The 15835-nt window shown below is 65.1% G+C and carries 12 protein-coding genes and 1 tRNA gene; 4 read left to right on the top strand and 9 right to left on the bottom strand.

From position 1 onward, the window contains the following. Position 1 precedes the first annotated feature (1 nt). Positions 2-877 (top strand): hypothetical protein, encoded by an 876-nt coding sequence (locus Pla108_RS15950; protein ID WP_146445948.1) that lies wholly within the window; start codon positions 2-4, stop codon positions 875-877. Between the two features lie 177 nt (positions 878-1054). Here the strand turns inward: Pla108_RS15950 and Pla108_RS15945 are convergent, their stop codons facing one another. The 3 genes from Pla108_RS15945 to Pla108_RS15935 form a co-directional block, all read right to left on the bottom strand. Next, positions 1055-1384, bottom strand: coding sequence for a hypothetical protein (locus Pla108_RS15945; protein ID WP_146445947.1), 330 nt, complete (start codon positions 1382-1384; stop codon positions 1055-1057). Positions 1385-1654: 270 nt separating this feature from the next. Continuing rightward, positions 1655-3034 (bottom strand): polysaccharide biosynthesis/export family protein, encoded by a 1380-nt coding sequence (locus Pla108_RS15940; RefSeq protein WP_146445946.1) that lies wholly within the window; start codon positions 3032-3034, stop codon positions 1655-1657. A gap of 11 nt (positions 3035-3045) precedes the next feature. Next, positions 3046-3840: a hypothetical protein gene (locus tag Pla108_RS15935; RefSeq protein WP_146445945.1), complete on the bottom strand. Its 795-nt coding sequence runs from the start codon at positions 3838-3840 to the stop codon at positions 3046-3048. A 431-nt stretch (positions 3841-4271) separates the two neighbouring features. Between Pla108_RS15935 and Pla108_RS15930 the strand changes: the two genes are divergently transcribed. Continuing rightward, complete coding sequence (locus tag Pla108_RS15930; protein WP_197526616.1) at positions 4272-5192, top strand: hypothetical protein; 921 nt, start codon at positions 4272-4274, stop codon at positions 5190-5192. 10 nt (positions 5193-5202) lie between these two features. Here the strand turns inward: Pla108_RS15930 and Pla108_RS15925 are convergent, their stop codons facing one another. The 5 genes from Pla108_RS15925 to clpB form a co-directional block, all read right to left on the bottom strand. Continuing rightward, positions 5203-6879, bottom strand: a complete 1677-nt coding sequence (locus Pla108_RS15925) for a TIGR03790 family protein (protein WP_146445943.1) — start codon at positions 6877-6879, stop codon at positions 5203-5205. Positions 6880-6947: 68 nt separating this feature from the next. Beyond that, positions 6948-8771 (bottom strand): hypothetical protein, encoded by a 1824-nt coding sequence (locus Pla108_RS15920; protein WP_146445942.1) that lies wholly within the window; start codon positions 8769-8771, stop codon positions 6948-6950. Between the two features lie 311 nt (positions 8772-9082). After that, positions 9083-9167: transfer RNA gene (locus Pla108_RS15915), tRNA-Ser, on the bottom strand. A gap of 108 nt (positions 9168-9275) precedes the next feature. Then, on the bottom strand, positions 9276-9461 hold the full coding sequence (locus Pla108_RS15910; protein ID WP_146445941.1) for a DUF6800 family protein: 186 nt from the start codon (positions 9459-9461) through the stop codon (positions 9276-9278). A 226-nt stretch (positions 9462-9687) separates the two neighbouring features. After that, complete coding sequence (clpB, locus tag Pla108_RS15905) at positions 9688-12327, bottom strand: ATP-dependent chaperone ClpB (protein ID WP_146445940.1); 2640 nt, start codon at positions 12325-12327, stop codon at positions 9688-9690. Between the two features lie 415 nt (positions 12328-12742). Between clpB and Pla108_RS15900 the strand changes: the two genes are divergently transcribed. Then, positions 12743-13780 carry a DUF1559 family PulG-like putative transporter gene (locus tag Pla108_RS15900; protein ID WP_146445939.1) on the top strand — a complete coding sequence of 346 codons (1038 nt, stop codon included), beginning with the start codon at positions 12743-12745 and terminating at the stop codon, positions 13778-13780. Positions 13781-14024: 244 nt separating this feature from the next. Continuing rightward, the gene (locus tag Pla108_RS15895; protein ID WP_146445938.1) at positions 14025-14897 is read left to right on the top strand and encodes a hypothetical protein; all 873 of its coding nucleotides are present in this window, start codon (positions 14025-14027) and stop codon (positions 14895-14897) included. Between the two features lie 229 nt (positions 14898-15126). Here the strand turns inward: Pla108_RS15895 and Pla108_RS15890 are convergent, their stop codons facing one another. Beyond that, positions 15127-15636 carry an Imm42 family immunity protein gene (locus Pla108_RS15890; RefSeq protein WP_146445937.1) on the bottom strand — a complete coding sequence of 170 codons (510 nt, stop codon included), beginning with the start codon at positions 15634-15636 and terminating at the stop codon, positions 15127-15129. Positions 15637-15835: the final 199 nt, after the last annotated feature.

The following is a 15835-nucleotide window of genomic DNA, read 5'->3' as shown; positions in this document are numbered from 1 at the left end:
AGTGAACGCCACAATTCAATCGACTTTTTCAGCCTGGCGCTGTGCGCAGGCGATGCTCGCCGTCTTGGTGACCGCCGGGGTGAGTCCCGCGGCGACGTTCACCATCGTGGATGGCGAAGGATTTGAGTCCCCGAGCTATTCGACCACCTTTATTGGGACCGGTCAGCTCGAAGGGCAGTTCGCATCGACCACCGGTGGCTTTGGCACGCAGCAATGGTTGCAGTCGCCGCTTGCCGGCGCCGGGACCGCTGTGGTTCAGTCGAGTGTTGTGGCGTCTGGCAGTCAGGCCGTCGAGGTAAACCGGGCCGCTAACTCGGACGACCGCTGGGCGGTCCCCGTCTCGGGTTACCCTTCCATGCAGTACATCTGCATCGAGTGGGACATGCGGGTCGACCAAACGTTCTCGAGCACTGGGTTTGGTCCGTTCTTCGGCGTTGAGGCCAACGATGACGACGGCAACCCCGTTTTGCGCGCCGGCATGCTTGGCGTCGATGCGGCCACCGGTGAGGTGCTTTACGGCGACTCGGTTAGCGGCCTGATTCCGACGCCCGGCGGCGAGACCGTCGCTTTCGACGCTTGGAACAGCTACCGAATGATCTTCGATTACAGCGTGAACATGTACCACGGGTTTCTTAACGGCGTCCCGCTGTTCACGACCGACTTTGAGTTCGCCGGGGTCGACCAGTTCACCGACGCCGACATCGCCGCGTTAGCGGCGTCGCTCGATGCGGAATCGCAGTCGTTGACGGGGACCGCGTACTTCGACAACTTCATGGTTTTCGAGACAAGTGAGTTCGATAAGCAGATCCCTGAACCATCAGCAGCCGTCGCCGCTGTTATGGGTCTGGTGGCCATGATGGTTCGGCGTCGGGTCTAACCCCCCGGCACAACCACAGGGAGCGTGGCTGACGATTGCCTCCGGGAATGGTTTGTGTCGCGGCGACTTGAGAGTTACAATCGCCACAACCAGATCGAATCCACAGCGTCGACCCTAAGCGTCGGATCGATTTGCCCAGGGCGGGACCAGTACACCGGATTTGCCGACTTACGCCCATCAGAGGAGAACGCCGCAGATGCGAAGCACCTTAATCCCCTTGTTCGCCGCCTTGCTGGCGACGACCGTCGTGGCGACCGACGCTACGGCGGCGGGGCGTGCGAGCCGATCGGCGACTTGGACGCGGATCAGCAATCCGTTCTTGGCCCCGCTCAGCACCCGGCTGGCAAACGACCGCCTCGGCTTTCCCGTGCTCGCCACGGATACTGCCGTGACGCCGCCGTTGGCAGCTCCGTCTTCGTTGGCAGCCCCGACGCAGACAGCGACGGCGCCGGCCGCCCCGCTGGAACCCATCACGTCGGTCAGCGAGTCGGTTACGGCTGAGTTCACGCCGTTGTCGGTGACGACGCGACCTACCTACCGGCCCCGTGTGCGGAGCCCCTTCCGGCCGCCCCCGCGCCCGCCGTTTTGACGCCGCTTTTGGCGCCGCTTTTGACACAGTCGAGTTGATGGCGTCGTTAGCGAGACAAGAATCATGAGAGAAGGCCTCGGTGGCTCCCCACCGCGGCCTTTTTTCGTTAGGTACGCTTCCGCAGAATCGTGTGAGCAGACGCAGTTGTGGCAGGTCTTCGTCGGGGACCGTCGCGTCGTGAACGCTCGCTACGGCAGGACGAGGGACGCCGATCCTTGGCCGTCGTTCCGGTTCAGCACCCGGAAGAAGAAGTCCATCCGGAAGACGCTGTTGAAGAAGTAGCGGCTGAGAGCTTCGTCCCGGTTCTCCTGCAGCAACAGGATGTCATCTGTCTGGACGAGGATATTCATCCGTGAGTCGCGCAAAGCCTCGTTGAGATTCACCGTGATGTTGACACGCTGCCCGTTAGGCAGGCTGCGTAGCACGGTGAGTTGACTGGGAGAGGGGTTCCCTAGACCGCCGCCGACAATATTGCCGTTGAGGTTGCTGCTGTTGACGCCGCCGTTAACCAGCGGGCCGTTCGTGCGTAGCACCGCTTCGATGACGGTGAGGTCGTAGTCGTACGGCAAGACTTGCTCTCCCGCCGGGAGCAGCCCGCCCGTGTAAAAGCGTTCGGGCTCGAGCGCGCGGAGCGTGACGATGTCGCCGTCCTGCAGCACGATGTTCTCCCGTGGGATCGAGACCCGTTCGTCGCACCGCTTCCGTAGGGGCACCCGGATCACCTCTTTGCCACTCTGCAGGTCGTCGCAAGGGCACGTCGCCCCCCCGACGGCGACGGTGTTCGGCAAATCCTCACCGGGGGCGTAGCCCCGGTAAATAACAGCCTCGGGCGTGATCCCGCTGTTGGGCACCCCGCCCGTCTGCGTCAACGCATTGAGCAGGTCATTTTCGTAGATGGGAAGTTCCAACGTGTCCCCCGTCGGCGATGTTTCGCCGCCCACGGTGGTGGACGCCGACCCGATGCCGCGCAGGCCGGGATTGCGAATGGTCAACGAGGGATTGCGGCCATCCTCTCGGACGACCAGGACCCGCACCGTCCGCGCCCGGAGCAGCGTGACAATGATCCGGAAGTCTTCTTCGCGGATGATCTCCTTGTCGAGGTAAGCGCGGATGACGGCGTCTTCCGCTTCCTCGATCGTCATCCCGGCGACATGGACCGATCCGGCCAGCGGCAGCGAGATAGCGCCGTCGTCGCGGATCGGGAAAGGGTACCCAATCGCCGGCGGCAGGTCCGAAGACGACGGGAGGTTCACCGGGGGCGGCGTACTCGCGTCGCCGATGATCCCTTCGATGTAGATGCCGAGCGTATCGCCCGCGTCGAGCAAGAACTTCTTCGGCGGCTCCGTCCGGAGCATCGCCAGGTTGATCGGCTCGTAACCCTCGCGCGACTCGGCCAGCAAGTCATCTGGCACCATCCGAACCGGGATGCCGTTCGCAACCGGGTTGGTGAACGCCGCGCAACCGGCGAGGCTGGCGACCGCGAGCGCCACCATCGCGAGGCGGCACGCATCGACGGAATGTCGCGCGGATCGCGCCGAGTGATGCGGTGGACTTGTGCAGAGGTTCATGGCCGGCCGCCTCACCTTACGATCTCGAAGAGGGCGGTTTGTTCAACTCTCGTGACCCGAGCCGCTGGTTGGCCGGCGCCTCCGAGCTCGACCCGCGGCCGCGGCGTTAGCGCCGCTTCTGGCGCCGTCGTTCGGTTCGGCGTCGGTTCGAGGGACGGGATTCGCAATTCGGAGGAGTCCTCCGGTTGCGACGGCGGATCCGACTGTGTATCCGTCGGCCGAGTCTGCAGGGGGATGATGATTTCGCTCGGCGGCGGCATCTGAGCAGGCGACTCAAACGTCGGCCCGGACATCGGTTCCGAAGGGACCATCTCTTGCGGAGGGTTCGCCGGATCGGTGGGGCATCCGCAGGCGTCGCAGTCCTTGAGCGATCCCGACAGACGCACAGTCGTGGCGGCACGGTATCCGCCTTCACGGGCGACACTCGCGCCATGGCGGTAGCCGGCGAACCAGCTATTGACGGCCGCGGCGCCTTCCGCCGTCCGCTGATCGACTTGCCAGTAGGGACGGGGCGGCATCGCCGGCGGCTCGCCGGTTCCTCCCGCGTAGACGTACTGGGCGAATCCTTCGCGGAACCCCCAGGCGTAGTCGATTTCTAAGCACGATGCGGGGCAGCAAGCGCCGGTTTCCGCCCAAGCCTCGTCGGCCCACGATTGATAAGTCGCCAAGCTCGCGAGGTCGTCCTCACGCTCGCAGAAGAGTTTCGGCTCTTCGATACAAGACAGCCGGGCGTACCGCCAAACGCTGCACCCGGAGTTGCCGAGGCAGAGCAGTGCAAAGGCGACGGTGGGAATGCCTCGGAGCATGACTTGGGTCGAGCGGGCGAGAGCGTTGGCGTACCGATACGCGGCAAGCCTTACCAGCGGTATCGGCAATAGCAGTCGTGCCGATTAGGCAAACTGTAGGGATGGTCCTTTCGGCCGAGACGGGTGGGGACGCCGGTGGCCGCATCACATAAGTCGTTGGCATAAAATGGTTTAAGAAAAACTTGCGGGCGATGCTGGGTGGGGTTACCGTAGGGGCGCTGCCCGCAGCTCAGCCGCGGTAGTGGATTCGTGCGCGGATGCTAGCGCGAAAAGCAAGCCGTTTATCCTTCCCCGCCGTGGCTGCGTGCTCGGTGGCGTCAGAACCTCCCGCCGAAATGCCTTGCCACTCCAGGTTCGATGTTCGACACGGGCGACCTGCGGCCCTCCTCGCGGTCTTGATCGCCTGGGCGTGTCCCCTGGAGGCCGCCGTCTTGATCCACTCGGCGGGCTTTGAGTCCCCCGCGTATTCCACGACCTTCCTAGGAACGGGCCAGCTTGCCGGCCAGTCGGCTACGACGGTCGACCCGGGCAGCAACCCTGTGTGGCTACGGCAAGGAAGTGGCGGCGCCGCAACGGTCCAGTCCGCGGTCGTCGCATCGGGTTCGCAAGCGGTCCGTGTGACACGCGCCGCTAACTCTGACGACCGCTGGGCCGTGCCCGTCCCGGGGACCGGGTCCGAGCGATTCGTCTCGATCGAGTGGGAGCAGTACGTTCAGGATTCGAGCCCAGGCTCGGGCTTCGGGCCGTTCTTCGGTATTGAGGCTTATGACACAGCGACCCGTATCGGCATGCTCGGCGTTGACGCCGCGACACGGGAAGTGCTCTACGGTGACCGTGCCGACGGCCTAGTTCCCACGCCGGGTGGCGAGACCGTGACGCTCAACGAGTGGCACGCCTTCCGGATTGAGCTCGACTTCTCGTCCGACACCTTCATTGGGTTCGTCGACAACGTGCAGGTGGTCAGCACCCTGTTTGAATTCACCGGCGCTGACCAGTTCACCGACGCCGACATCACCGCGGTGGCGGCGGGAGGAGACGCAGGGTCACGCAATCAGACCGGCGTCGCTTATTTCGACAACTACATCGTGCGCAGCGGTCTCCGCGGCGACTACAACGGCGACGGCGTCGTGAACGCCGCGGACTACACCGTCTGGCGAGACCAGAATGGCGCGAGCGGCTTGCTGCTCTCCGCCGAGGCGGACGGCGACGGCGTGGTGGGGCCGGCTGACTACCAAGTCTGGCGCGACGCTTACGGCGGCGTCTCTGCCGCGGCGACGGCCGTTCCCGAGCCCACCGCTGTGGCGATGGTGGCGATGCTGGTTGGCTCAGCGGCCCGACGCCGGCAGCGCTGATTGCCCTTCGTCACTTCTTCGCGTACGGGCGGTAGAGCGGATCCCCGATCAGCGTCATCGCCCAGCTATTGAAGGGCTTCGTGCGGTAGTAGACCTCGACCAGCGAAAGTTCACCCTGAACAAGCAGGGCGAAGAACTCATTGGGCCGCGGAAACGCCACGAGATAGGGCTCCATGACGGGGCCGATCGTGGCGGCGACGCCGTCCTCGAGCAGCTTCTTGCACCACGCTTGGCTATCGATCTCTTTGAGGGTGACGGCTTCGGCGCTCGCCAGGTGATACGCGACCGCGCCCTGGTTCCAATCGAAGGCGTCGACGTACTTTGCCAGGCTGTACCAGCCGCAGTAGAGCGCGGCGTCCGGGCACTGGCCGGGGGCGAACAACTCGGGCTGCTCGTTCAGCACCACCTCGAATCGTGGTTCACCGTCTTCGGATTTGAGCGCTTCGATCCCCCGTGCCGTGGCGAGTAGCGTCCGATCGAAGTCGGGGTAGCTGCCCGGATCGTGCGGCGGGCCGTCGAGCTCCGTCAGGCCCCGGGCGTCGATGTAGGCCTTCCCCTTGAGGCCGCCCGCCTTTTCAACCGCGATGGCGTCGTCGATCAGCCGCTTGGCCGTTCGCAAGTCGGGCCCGTCGAGCCGAGCGACCATGAGCGTTGGGAAGGCCGTCCTGATCTGGCTGCCATCGAACGCGCCACGCAGGTAGTTCGGTTGCCAACGGAGCAACTCGTACCCGTCGGGCCAATGCACGAGGCTCAGCTCGCTGTCGAAAGCGGCCCCGCGTTCGTTCCGACGCGCGACCGCCTCTTGTTTCGCGAGCCACTCGACGGACGCCAAGAGCCCGCCCGTCTGTTCGTTGAGGCGGAGCGTCAATTCGTCCCGATCGAAGCTCGGCGGCCGGCCGTCGAGCAAGAGTTGCAACTCGGCGAACGCCGACAAGCGTCCCCGCAACAGCTCGTACTGACGCAGCAATGGAGCCGGGACTTCGTCGCCGGCGGCCTCGCGGGCCTTTACCTGTTGACCGAGGCCTTGCAGCATCACGGCCGCTCCGCCTGCTGCGGTGGCGAGCTGCTGCAACTGGGCCTCGGCCTGCCGCCGGGGCTCGCCCGTGAGCTGCGCAATCCTTTCTTGCGAAGATCGGAGGGCGGCTTCGAGCTGGGCCTTTAGCTTCGCGAAGTCGTCCTCCTCGGACTCGGCGGCGTCGTTCTCACGGATTGATTCGAGCACGTCCGACAGCGGAGCGCCCCCGCCAAGCCGATCGAGCGCCGACGCGATCTGGCTCAGCCGCTCGGTGCGCGCCGTACGCTCGGCGGCGAGATACGCCCGATACGCCTTGTCCGCTTTTTCCGGGTCTCCCGCCGTGATCTTGAGGGGGATGCCCCAAGTTGTCACGAGACAGCGGATCTTGCTGTTGGGGTCGTTCTCGGCGAGCCACTTCTGGATCTCGGGACGGACGGCCCAGCGCCATTTCTCGCGGTCAAGCGACTCGCCCGCGGGGACGTCGACCTTGATGATCTGTTCCTCGGGAACGCCCCGCTGCCGACAGTAGTACGTGGCGAGGCCGATCGATTCTCGGTTGCCCCGCGCCGCGATAATGGCGATCTCTTCCGGCGCGAGCGCCGCCGGGGCGAGACTCGGTCCGAGCAGCAAGACCGTAAGCAGACTGCCGATCAGGAGACGCAAAGCGGGCACGAGATTTCCGTGGTTAGAGTCGTCAAGTCGACAAGGGGAGTCGAAAGATCGGGCGGTCGCGAGGGGGGTTACTTTTCCGCGTGGCGCCGATGAATCTCGGCAAGTTGGGGATGCGACGTCGCCTCATAGGCCGACGCTAGTGAGCGATGCACCTCGGGCGATTCAGGCATGCCATTAAGCGCGAACTCGAGGTCGTCGATCGCTTCTTCCCAACGGCTCAACGCGATGAACGTCTGGCCGCGCGTTTCGCGAAAGCGAAAATCGCCCGGCTTAAGTTCGATCGCCCGGGTGACGGCGGCTAGTGCGGCGACCGGATCGGGGTCGGGCTCTTGCAGCAGCGTCCAGGCGTAGTTGTTCCAGACCACGCCCTCGGTGGTCTCGGCCTCGACAAGCTTGTGGAATCCCTCTCGGGCGGCGGCGATGTCGCCCTGGGCGGCGGCGGCGGTGGCCAAGGTGAACACCAACCCGTTGGGGAGGTCCTCCCGCGCCATCAATTCGTTCCAAACCCGCTCGCCGTGGCGTGAAACCCGACGCAATTCGGCGAGCCGATTCGTCACGGCGTCGATCCACTCGGCCGGCGCCCCGAGCCGGACGGCGTCGATGAGCACATCCACCGTCCTCTCGGGCGAAGTCGTCGCCGAGCCCAGCAGCCGCAGCGTTTGTTGGCGACGGTAGTTCGCCAGCAATTCACGGGGCCGCTTATCGTCCGAGTCGGCGTTCGACCACTCCTTGAGCGCCGCTTCGATCTGCGATGAGTTGTTGAGCAATTCGGCGGCGAGCGCCCAGGCCTCGTATCCCTCGGATGTCGCCGAATCCTTCCAGCGGGGCTCGGAAACAATCTCGAGCACGACTTTCGCTTGGTCGCGGGCCCGTTCGATGTCGCGGAGCTGCGCCAGCAAACGCAGTCGCATCGGGGCGACGTTGGGCTCGCGCGAGAATGGTTGAAGGACGTCAACCGCTTCGCGTTGGCGACCGGTGAGGGCGAAGACATATCCCTTCATCTGAGCCAAGCCGACGTTCTTGACGCCCAACTCGTCGAGTTGTTTGAGGTGACGGTCGGCAATCGCCAGCGCCGCCTCGCGGCCCTCCGCCAATCGGGGGTCGTGCTCCTCGTTCAGTGCGCCCGTGATCAGTCGCTGGACCACCCAGAAGTGCGCCGGTGGATAGCCGAGGTGGTCCTCCGGGGCGAGTCGCTGCATCCGCTGGTAGGCCGCCACCAGGTCGCCGTCTTCGGCGAGCGCTACGGCCGTGCGGTAGTCGCTGCGCCGCGTGTCGACGCCCAGTTGAGCGAGCTTGCGCTCCAGCAGGCTGACGGTTTGGTAGTCTCCTGCTTCGGCCGCTTCGCGGACGCCAATCTTGTAGCGTTCCGCGATCTGCCCCTTGCCAAGCATCGCCCCTTGGACCGCAACGTAGCCAAACGGCAGAGCGAACAGCAACGCCGGCGCGGCGAGCAACAGCTCGCGGGTGAGGCGTGTTGCGAGCCACGCGTTGATGAAACCCAGCAACGACCCGATCGGCCACCAGATCGGCGTTAAGAGTTTGCCGATGAACAGCAGCAGGCCGTCGAGGTTGAGTCGTTCCGCTAAGTGGAACGCCCCCCCGGCAAAGCGTCCGACGGCCGCGCCAAGCGATTGGAACGGGCCACCCCCCTTCGGGAGAAACCGACCAATCAGTCGGAAGGGGGCGAGCAAGGGCCAGAAGAGGACCCTCACCAGACGCACCACGAACGACTCGAGCCCCTCGAAGCTGTCGAAGGCGGTGAAGACTCCCTCGCCCAATCGGCCGAAAAGGCGCTCGAATGGTCCGACGAGACGGTCCCAGAAGTACCCGCAATCGCGCGCCCGCCTAGCAAACCAGTCGGCGAGACGGTAGCGGAAGGGGGGGCGAGACATCGACCAACGGAGGAGTGCGTATCGAGGAGCAGAAGCCTCTACTTTACGTTGGCCCCCGGGGGGACCGCAAATGTCCGGCCCGATTGGTCGTCAGCCTCATGCCGTTAGAAGGAACTCCTCTCAGCCGGGGGGGCGCGCAAACGCTGCGAGGACGGGGGCTCGCCCTCCGGGGCCGTACAACTGCTACAACCGGCCAGCAATTGTCACGTCGGACAGCGGCGCCAGAAGCCGTCAGGGGGCTAGTGGTCCTCTTGGATTGGACCTTAGTGGTAAAGACCCAATTGCGGATCGTCTCCGAAGGCCCCTAAGAGCGGTCGGGGTGGGATTCGAACCCACGGAGCCCGGAGGCTCGCCGGTTTTCAAGACCGGTGCATTCGACCACTCTGCCACCCGACCAGGGTTGAGAGAGCGGGCAGCACTCAGCAAGCGGATTTCAGCCTTTCCAGGCTGGACCGGTGATGGCTGATCGCTGTCCGCCGCGGACGGTGTCCGCGATCTGTCCGCTCAGCGCTCTTCCAGGCCCCAGCGCTCGATCAAGACCTCGCTGCCAACGGTCATCAACCGCAGCTTGCGGGCCATCTCGATCTTGTCGCTGGGCGTCGCCTTCTCGAGCTTCGCCTTCATTGCGGTGATGGTTTCCTTACGCTTCCGGCGACGCCGGAGCTCGCGCTGACGCTCGCTGCCTGCCATGAGTGATTCAACAGATTGGGGGCGGGGATCGGGGGGACTGTAGCCTGGAGAGGATAATCTGCCAGCCGGGGCGTCGGCAAGCCGTGCTTTCGAACCGCCCCCCTCCCGCAGCTGGCTCTGGGGGGGCTCTCGTCGTGCGGAATGGTGAGCCAAACGAGGGGCGGGAGCCCTCAGCGCCAGCGCCGGGAGTGGCGCCAAATCCCACGCCACCAAGGCGTTTCCTCCCTCACTCGATCGCGAACGCAAAGTCGTCCCCGGCGTAGTCGATCGTTACGGTTGCTCCCTCGGCGTGCTCGCCCTTCAAGAGGGCTGCCGCCAACGGGTTCTGAAGCTGCTGCTGAATGACCCGCTTCAGCGGCCGGGCGCCGTAGGCCGGGTCGTAGCCCCGGTTGGCGACTTCCTGGCGGGCGGCGTCGGTGACCACCAGTCCCAGCCCGTTCCGCTTCAGCAGCTTCTCGAGGGCCGTCACCTGCAGGTCAACGATGCGGCGGATCTCGTCACGCCGCAACGGGTGGAAGATGATCGTCTCGTCGATGCGGTTGAGGAACTCGGGGAGGAAGTGGCCGGCGAGGGCCTGCTCGACCCCTTCACGCATCTCGTCGGGCGTCCCGCCTTCTTGGGCGATCTGCTGGATCAGCTGGCTGCCGACGTTCGACGTCATCACGATGATCGTGTTGGTGAAGTCGACCGTGTGGCCGTGGTTGTCGGTCAGTCGGCCGTCGTCGAGCACCTGCAGCAAGATATTGAAGACGTCGCGGTGCGCCTTCTCGATCTCGTCGAGCAGAATGACCGAGTAAGGCCGGCGGCGGACCGCCTCGGTGAGCTTGCCCCCTTCGTCGTAGCCGACGTAGCCGGGGGGCGCCCCGATCAGTCGGCTGACCGTGTGCTTCTCCATGAACTCGCTCATGTCGAGACGCACCATCGCCTGCTCGCTGTCGAACAAGGTCACGGCCAGCGCCTTGCAGAGTTCGGTCTTACCGACGCCGGTCGGCCCGCAGAACAAGAAGCTGCCGATCGGGCGGTTGGGGTCCTGCAGTCCGCTACGGCTGCGGCGCACCGCGTTGGCGACCGCCTCGACCGCCTCGTCTTGGCCGACGACACGCTGGTGGAGTCGTTCTTCGAGGACAAGCAGTTTCGCCCGTTCGGTCTCGAGCATCCGCGTCACCGGCACGCCGGTCCACGCGCTGACGACCTCGGCGATCTCGTCGGGGCCGACCTCTTGGCGCAGCAGCTTGCGGCGTTCGTCCGGTTTCGCCTCCACTTGCGCGGCGGCGTCGGCGGCGGCGACCTGTTCCTCCAGCTTTTTGCGATCGGTGTCGAGCTCGAAGAGCTTTTGATAGGCCGACTCGGCGATTGGCTGGCCGGCGGCTTGCGACTCTTTGATCGCGGTCGTCTGGCGTTCGAGCTCGTGCTTGACCTCCTCGAGCCGCTGCCGCACGTCGGCCGTGGAGCCGACGCCGAGCTTCTCGGCCTCCCACTGTTCGTTGAGACTGGCCAGCTCGTGGCGCACGGTCTCCATCTCGACATTGATCTGATCGAGCCGCTGCTTGGCGTGCTCTTCGGTCTCGTCGGCGAGTTGGCGGGCGGCTAGCTCCAACTGCACGAGGCGGCGTTGCCGCTCGTCGATCTCGGCCGGCACGCTTTCGAGCTCCATCGCCAACCGGCTCATCGCCTCATCGACCAGGTCGATCGCCTTGTCGGGGAGCTGGCGGTCGGCGATGTAACGGCTCGACAACTCGGCCGCGGCCACGAGGGCGGAGTCTTTGACTTTGACGCCCTTGTGGTGCGCCTCGTAACGCGGCTTTAGGCCACGGAGGATCGCCAGCGTGTCCTCGATCGACGGCTCGCCGATAAAGACCGGCTGGAAGCGGCGTTCGAGGGCGGCGTCCTTCTCGATGTGCTTGCGGTACTCGTCGAGCGTCGTCGCGCCGATGCAGCGCAGGTCGCCGCGCGCGAGGGCCGGCTTGAGCAGGTTGGCCGCGTCGGCGCCCCCCTCGGCCGCGCCGGCGCCGATAACGGTGTGCAGCTCGTCGATAAAGAGGATCACCTGCCCGGCCGCGTCCTCGATCTCTTTGAGCACCGCCTTGAGGCGTTCCTCGAACTCGCCGCGGAACTTGGTCCCCGCGATCAACGCGCCCATGTCGAGCGCGATGACGCGCTTGTTCTTGAGGCTCACCGGCACGTCGCCGTGGACGATACGCAGCGCCAGCCCCTCGGCGATCGCCGTCTTGCCGACGCCCGGCTCGCCGATCAGCACCGGGTTGTTTTTGCGGCGGCGCGACAGCACTTGGATGACGCGGCGGATCTCCGAGTCGCGGCCGATCACCGGGTCGAGCTTGCCCGCCTCGGCGCGCTCGACGAGGTCGATGCCGTATTTTTCGAGCGCTTGAAATTTGCCTTCGGGCGTCTGGTCGGTGACGCGCGAGCTGCCGCGCACCTGCTGCAACGCCTTGAGCAGATCGCCTTCGTCGATGGCGTTGAGCTTGAGCGTGTCCTTTGCTTTGCCCGGCGCCTTGGCGAGGGCCAGCAGCAGGTGCTCGGTCGAGGTGTAATCGTCCTTCATCGCGCCCGACTCGGCTTGCGCCTTTTCGAGCACCGCCATCAACTCGCGCGACGCCTGCGGGTTGGCGCCGCCGCTCGTCTTGGGGAGGTGCGCCAGCTCGGCGTTCACAATCCCTTCGAGTTGCCCCAGGTTGGCGCCCATCTTCTCAAGCACCGGGCGCACCACCCCCTCGGACTCGGCCAGCAGGGCGGCGAGCAGATGCAGCGGTTCGACCTGCGGGGCGCCCGCTTCGGTGGCGAGCTCCTGCGCGTGCTGGACCGCCGCTTGGGCTTTGATCGTCAGCTTGTCGAAGCGGAAAGGCATAACAGCAAAGTACGGTGTGGAAGGGGGCGGCCAGACGGGTTCCGAGGGCCTTTTGAAGTACGCAAAAGCCAGCCTAAGGGTCGCTCCTAAATGCCATGGCGTCGCCGATTCATCGAACGCTTTTCCGTCGGCGGGCGCCGGACCCGCTGGCTCGCTTCACAGTCTCTCTTTTCATGCTCCGAGAAGCAATTAACGAGCCCTCGAGCAAGTCGCCTGCAGGGGCGGAGCGACCGACTACAGGGCGTCTTTCCGCTGGAATGCCGTGCCGTAGAGCCCTACCGTAAGGTTGGGAGGGCGAGAGACTTCCTCGACTAGAAAGTCTCTCGCCCCACGCCTTTTCTTTTTTCGCTACCTTCTCCGCACAGGTCGCTGGCGCATGCTCGGCCGGGCCCGACACGCTGAACGTCCGCCCGGCATGACGCTGGTCGAGTTGCTGGTGGTGATCGCAATCATCGGCATCCTCGTCGCGTTGTTGCTGCCGGCCGTGCAGGCGGCGCGCGAAGCGGCGCGGCTTACGCAGTGTAAGAACAACTTGCGGCAGGTCGGCATCGCGGCGCTCAACTTCGAATCGACCCACCGCGCGCTGCCGGCCGGCGGGTGGAACGCGGCGTGGATCGGCGACCCCAACGTCGGCGCCGGCCCACGCCAGCCGGGCGGGTGGATCTTCCAGTCGGCGCCCTTCCTCGAACTGGCCCCGCAGTCGCTCCCCGGTGGCGGCGTGACCGAGTTCTTCGCGCTCCGCGACGCCCTGACACAAATGGCCGCCGTGCCGATCCCGACGATGAACTGCCCCAGCCGGCGGCAGGCCGTGGCGTACCCCGCCTACGACGAAGAGGGGTTCAACTTCTCGCCACCCCGGCAGGCCGCCAAGACCGACTACGCCGCCAACGGCGGGACGCGGCTGGTTGTCGGTGGAAAGAACAGCGGGCCGTGGATCCACATCCCGTTTGTCGGCTCGCAGTGCGCGGGCGAGTTCCCCAATTGCCGTTGGGTGAGCGACGACAACTGGCTCCGGCAGAACTGGGACGGCGTGGTCGGCGACCACGTCGGCGCCCGCTTGGCGCAGATCACCGACGGCGCGAGCAACACCCTGTTGGCGGCTGAGAAGTGGGTCTACTCGCTGTACTACGACCGCGTGTCGGTCGACTCCGATGTCGACAACCAAACCAACGGCGTCCCCCACGACAACCCGGGCGACAACGGGTCGATGTACGTTGGCCACGACTACGACAACGTCCGCAGCGGGGGCGTCGCGCCGCGGAGGGACTCGGAGTACGACCGCAGCAACCCGCAGACCGACAAGAAGGGGAAGCACTATCTGCGGAGCTTTGGCGGCGCCCATCCCGCCGGCCTCGCCAGCGTGCGGTGTGACGGGTCGGTGCATCTGGTGGACTACGACGTCGAGTCAGCCGTGTGGGCCAACCTCAGCGCCCGCAACGACGGCCGCCAGTAGCCGGACTATCGCTGGCGGCGTGAAGTCGAAACGATCGCACGCCCCTGAGGGTGATGTCGAATCGATTTCTTTCTGCCACCCCGATTGGGGGTGTTCTGGCGGCTCCGTGGGACTTACACGCCTTGTTTTAGAGGGCTCTGCGGGCGGTTGGCGTCTTGCTGGCACGGCTGTCGCTATAGGGAGAGAGGTAAACCACCCGCCACGGAGTCGGCGCTCTCCCCCTTCCAGCTCAGCGAGTCCCACTATGTCCCGTTCCCGCCTGAGGTTCCGTTCTCCCGTCGCCGTGGCTCCCGTCGCGCTGGCCCTTGCGACGCTGCTCGCTCTCACCACGTCGGCCGACGCCGGCAAGCCGTTCGGCATCAACCTTGGCGGCGTCAAGATCGGCGGTGGCGGCAAGCCGGGCGTTCAGATCGGTGGCGGCGGCGTGAAGATCAACCTGCCGGGCCACGGCCGTATCGGGGTCAAGCCGCCCGTCATCAAGCCGCCCGTCATCAAGCCGCCCGTCATCAAGCCGCGGCCGCCCATCGTCCACCCGCATCCGCCAATCGTCATCCGTCCTCCCAAGCCGCCGATCGTCTGCCCCAAGCCCCCGATTGTTCGTCCGAAGCCGCCGATCGTCATTCACCCGCCGCATCCCCCCATCACGTGCCCGACACCCCCGCCGGTCGTCTACCCGAAGCCCCCCGTCGTCTGCCCGCCGCCGGTGGTCGTGACGCCCCCGCCCACCTGCCATTGCCAGGGCGTCTGCCACTGCCAGCCGGCCCCCAACCCGTGGTACTTCGGGATGGCTTGCGAGCGGGTCCAGTCCCCCTTCGGCGTCGGCCTGCGGGTCGCGATCGTCACGCCGGGCGGGCCGGCCCAGGCGTACGGCCTCAAGGTCGGCGACATTCTCTTGGTGGCCGGCACGGTCAACCTGTCGCAGGCCGAGTCGAACGGGCATGGCGCCGAGTTGGTCCAGTCGGCCGTCACACCGGAGGGGCAGGTGCAGTTGACGCTCCTCGACGCGTCGACCGGCCAGCTCGCCAACCTAGCGATGGCCCCGGCGCCACGTTCGGCCCCCGCCCCAACCGGCGCCCCGATCGCCCTCAACCCGGCCCAGCCGACCTCGACGCTGTGATCTCTTGACGCTGCGAGTTAGTTGAGTTCGTTCTAACGACACCGGCGGCCGACCCTTGGGTCGGCCGCCGGTTGTTGTTGTTGGGTTGCCCGGCGAACCGGCGGCTAGCGCCCTGCGGCTGATCGTCTGGGGGGTCAGCGTCCAATGGTTGGGAGAAGCAATCGTAGGGTGGGTCGTGACCCACCATGCATCGTCGATCGCCCTGGCTGCCGGTGGGTCTCGACCCACCCTACGCACTGTCCAACACGTGCTGCCCCCAGTCATTGTACTGATAGCCAGCGGCCTCAACATCGCCAGTAAGAAGCGTTATCTCGTTTAGCTCTGAATCCTTCCATCTCTTCCAGATCAAGCGAGATGCATCGACGGTTGTGGTAACAACAATGATTGCGTACTTGTCAATGATCGCTGATCCACCAATCTCTTCAAGGTGAAAGCAGTCGCGTAACGATCGAATGTCTTCACCGCATGTGGCTAAGTCGGCTTCAAAATAACGGCTGTGTAGCAAATTAAAAACTGATTCGGCATCAAGGTGGGCTACATCAGGTCGTTTTCTTGCATCTTCATGGCTGCAAAATTCAGCCATGTACTTGATACTAGTGTCAAGACGAATTCGATCGTCCCAGTCCCCGGCCGGCTGACCACCGAGCCAAAACCGGAACTGGCAGTACACCCACCCGTCTGCAAGAACATCGGATTCGCCGATCTCGATTGCGAATTTGTCTTTCTCACCAAATAACACGGCTACTTCCCATCCAGTCGGTCACGGGCGTATTGCGTGATGTTCCGAATTCCATCGCCAATGCCATCGATTCCACTAAAGTGCGCTGTCCCATCGTTGCTGTCGGAGAATCGGTAAATCTGTCCGTCAGCATTTTTGCCGTACCAGTGCCTAGGGTTCACGGGACTGTCAGATCGTAGGGTGGGTCGAGACCCACCAT

The sequence above is a fragment of the Botrimarina colliarenosi genome (genome assembly GCF_007859955.1).
Classification (GTDB): domain Bacteria; phylum Planctomycetota; class Planctomycetia; order Pirellulales; family Lacipirellulaceae; genus Botrimarina; species Botrimarina colliarenosi.
The sequence above is the reverse complement of the archived record's forward strand: the minus strand, read 5'-3'. Positions and strand labels throughout refer to the sequence as shown.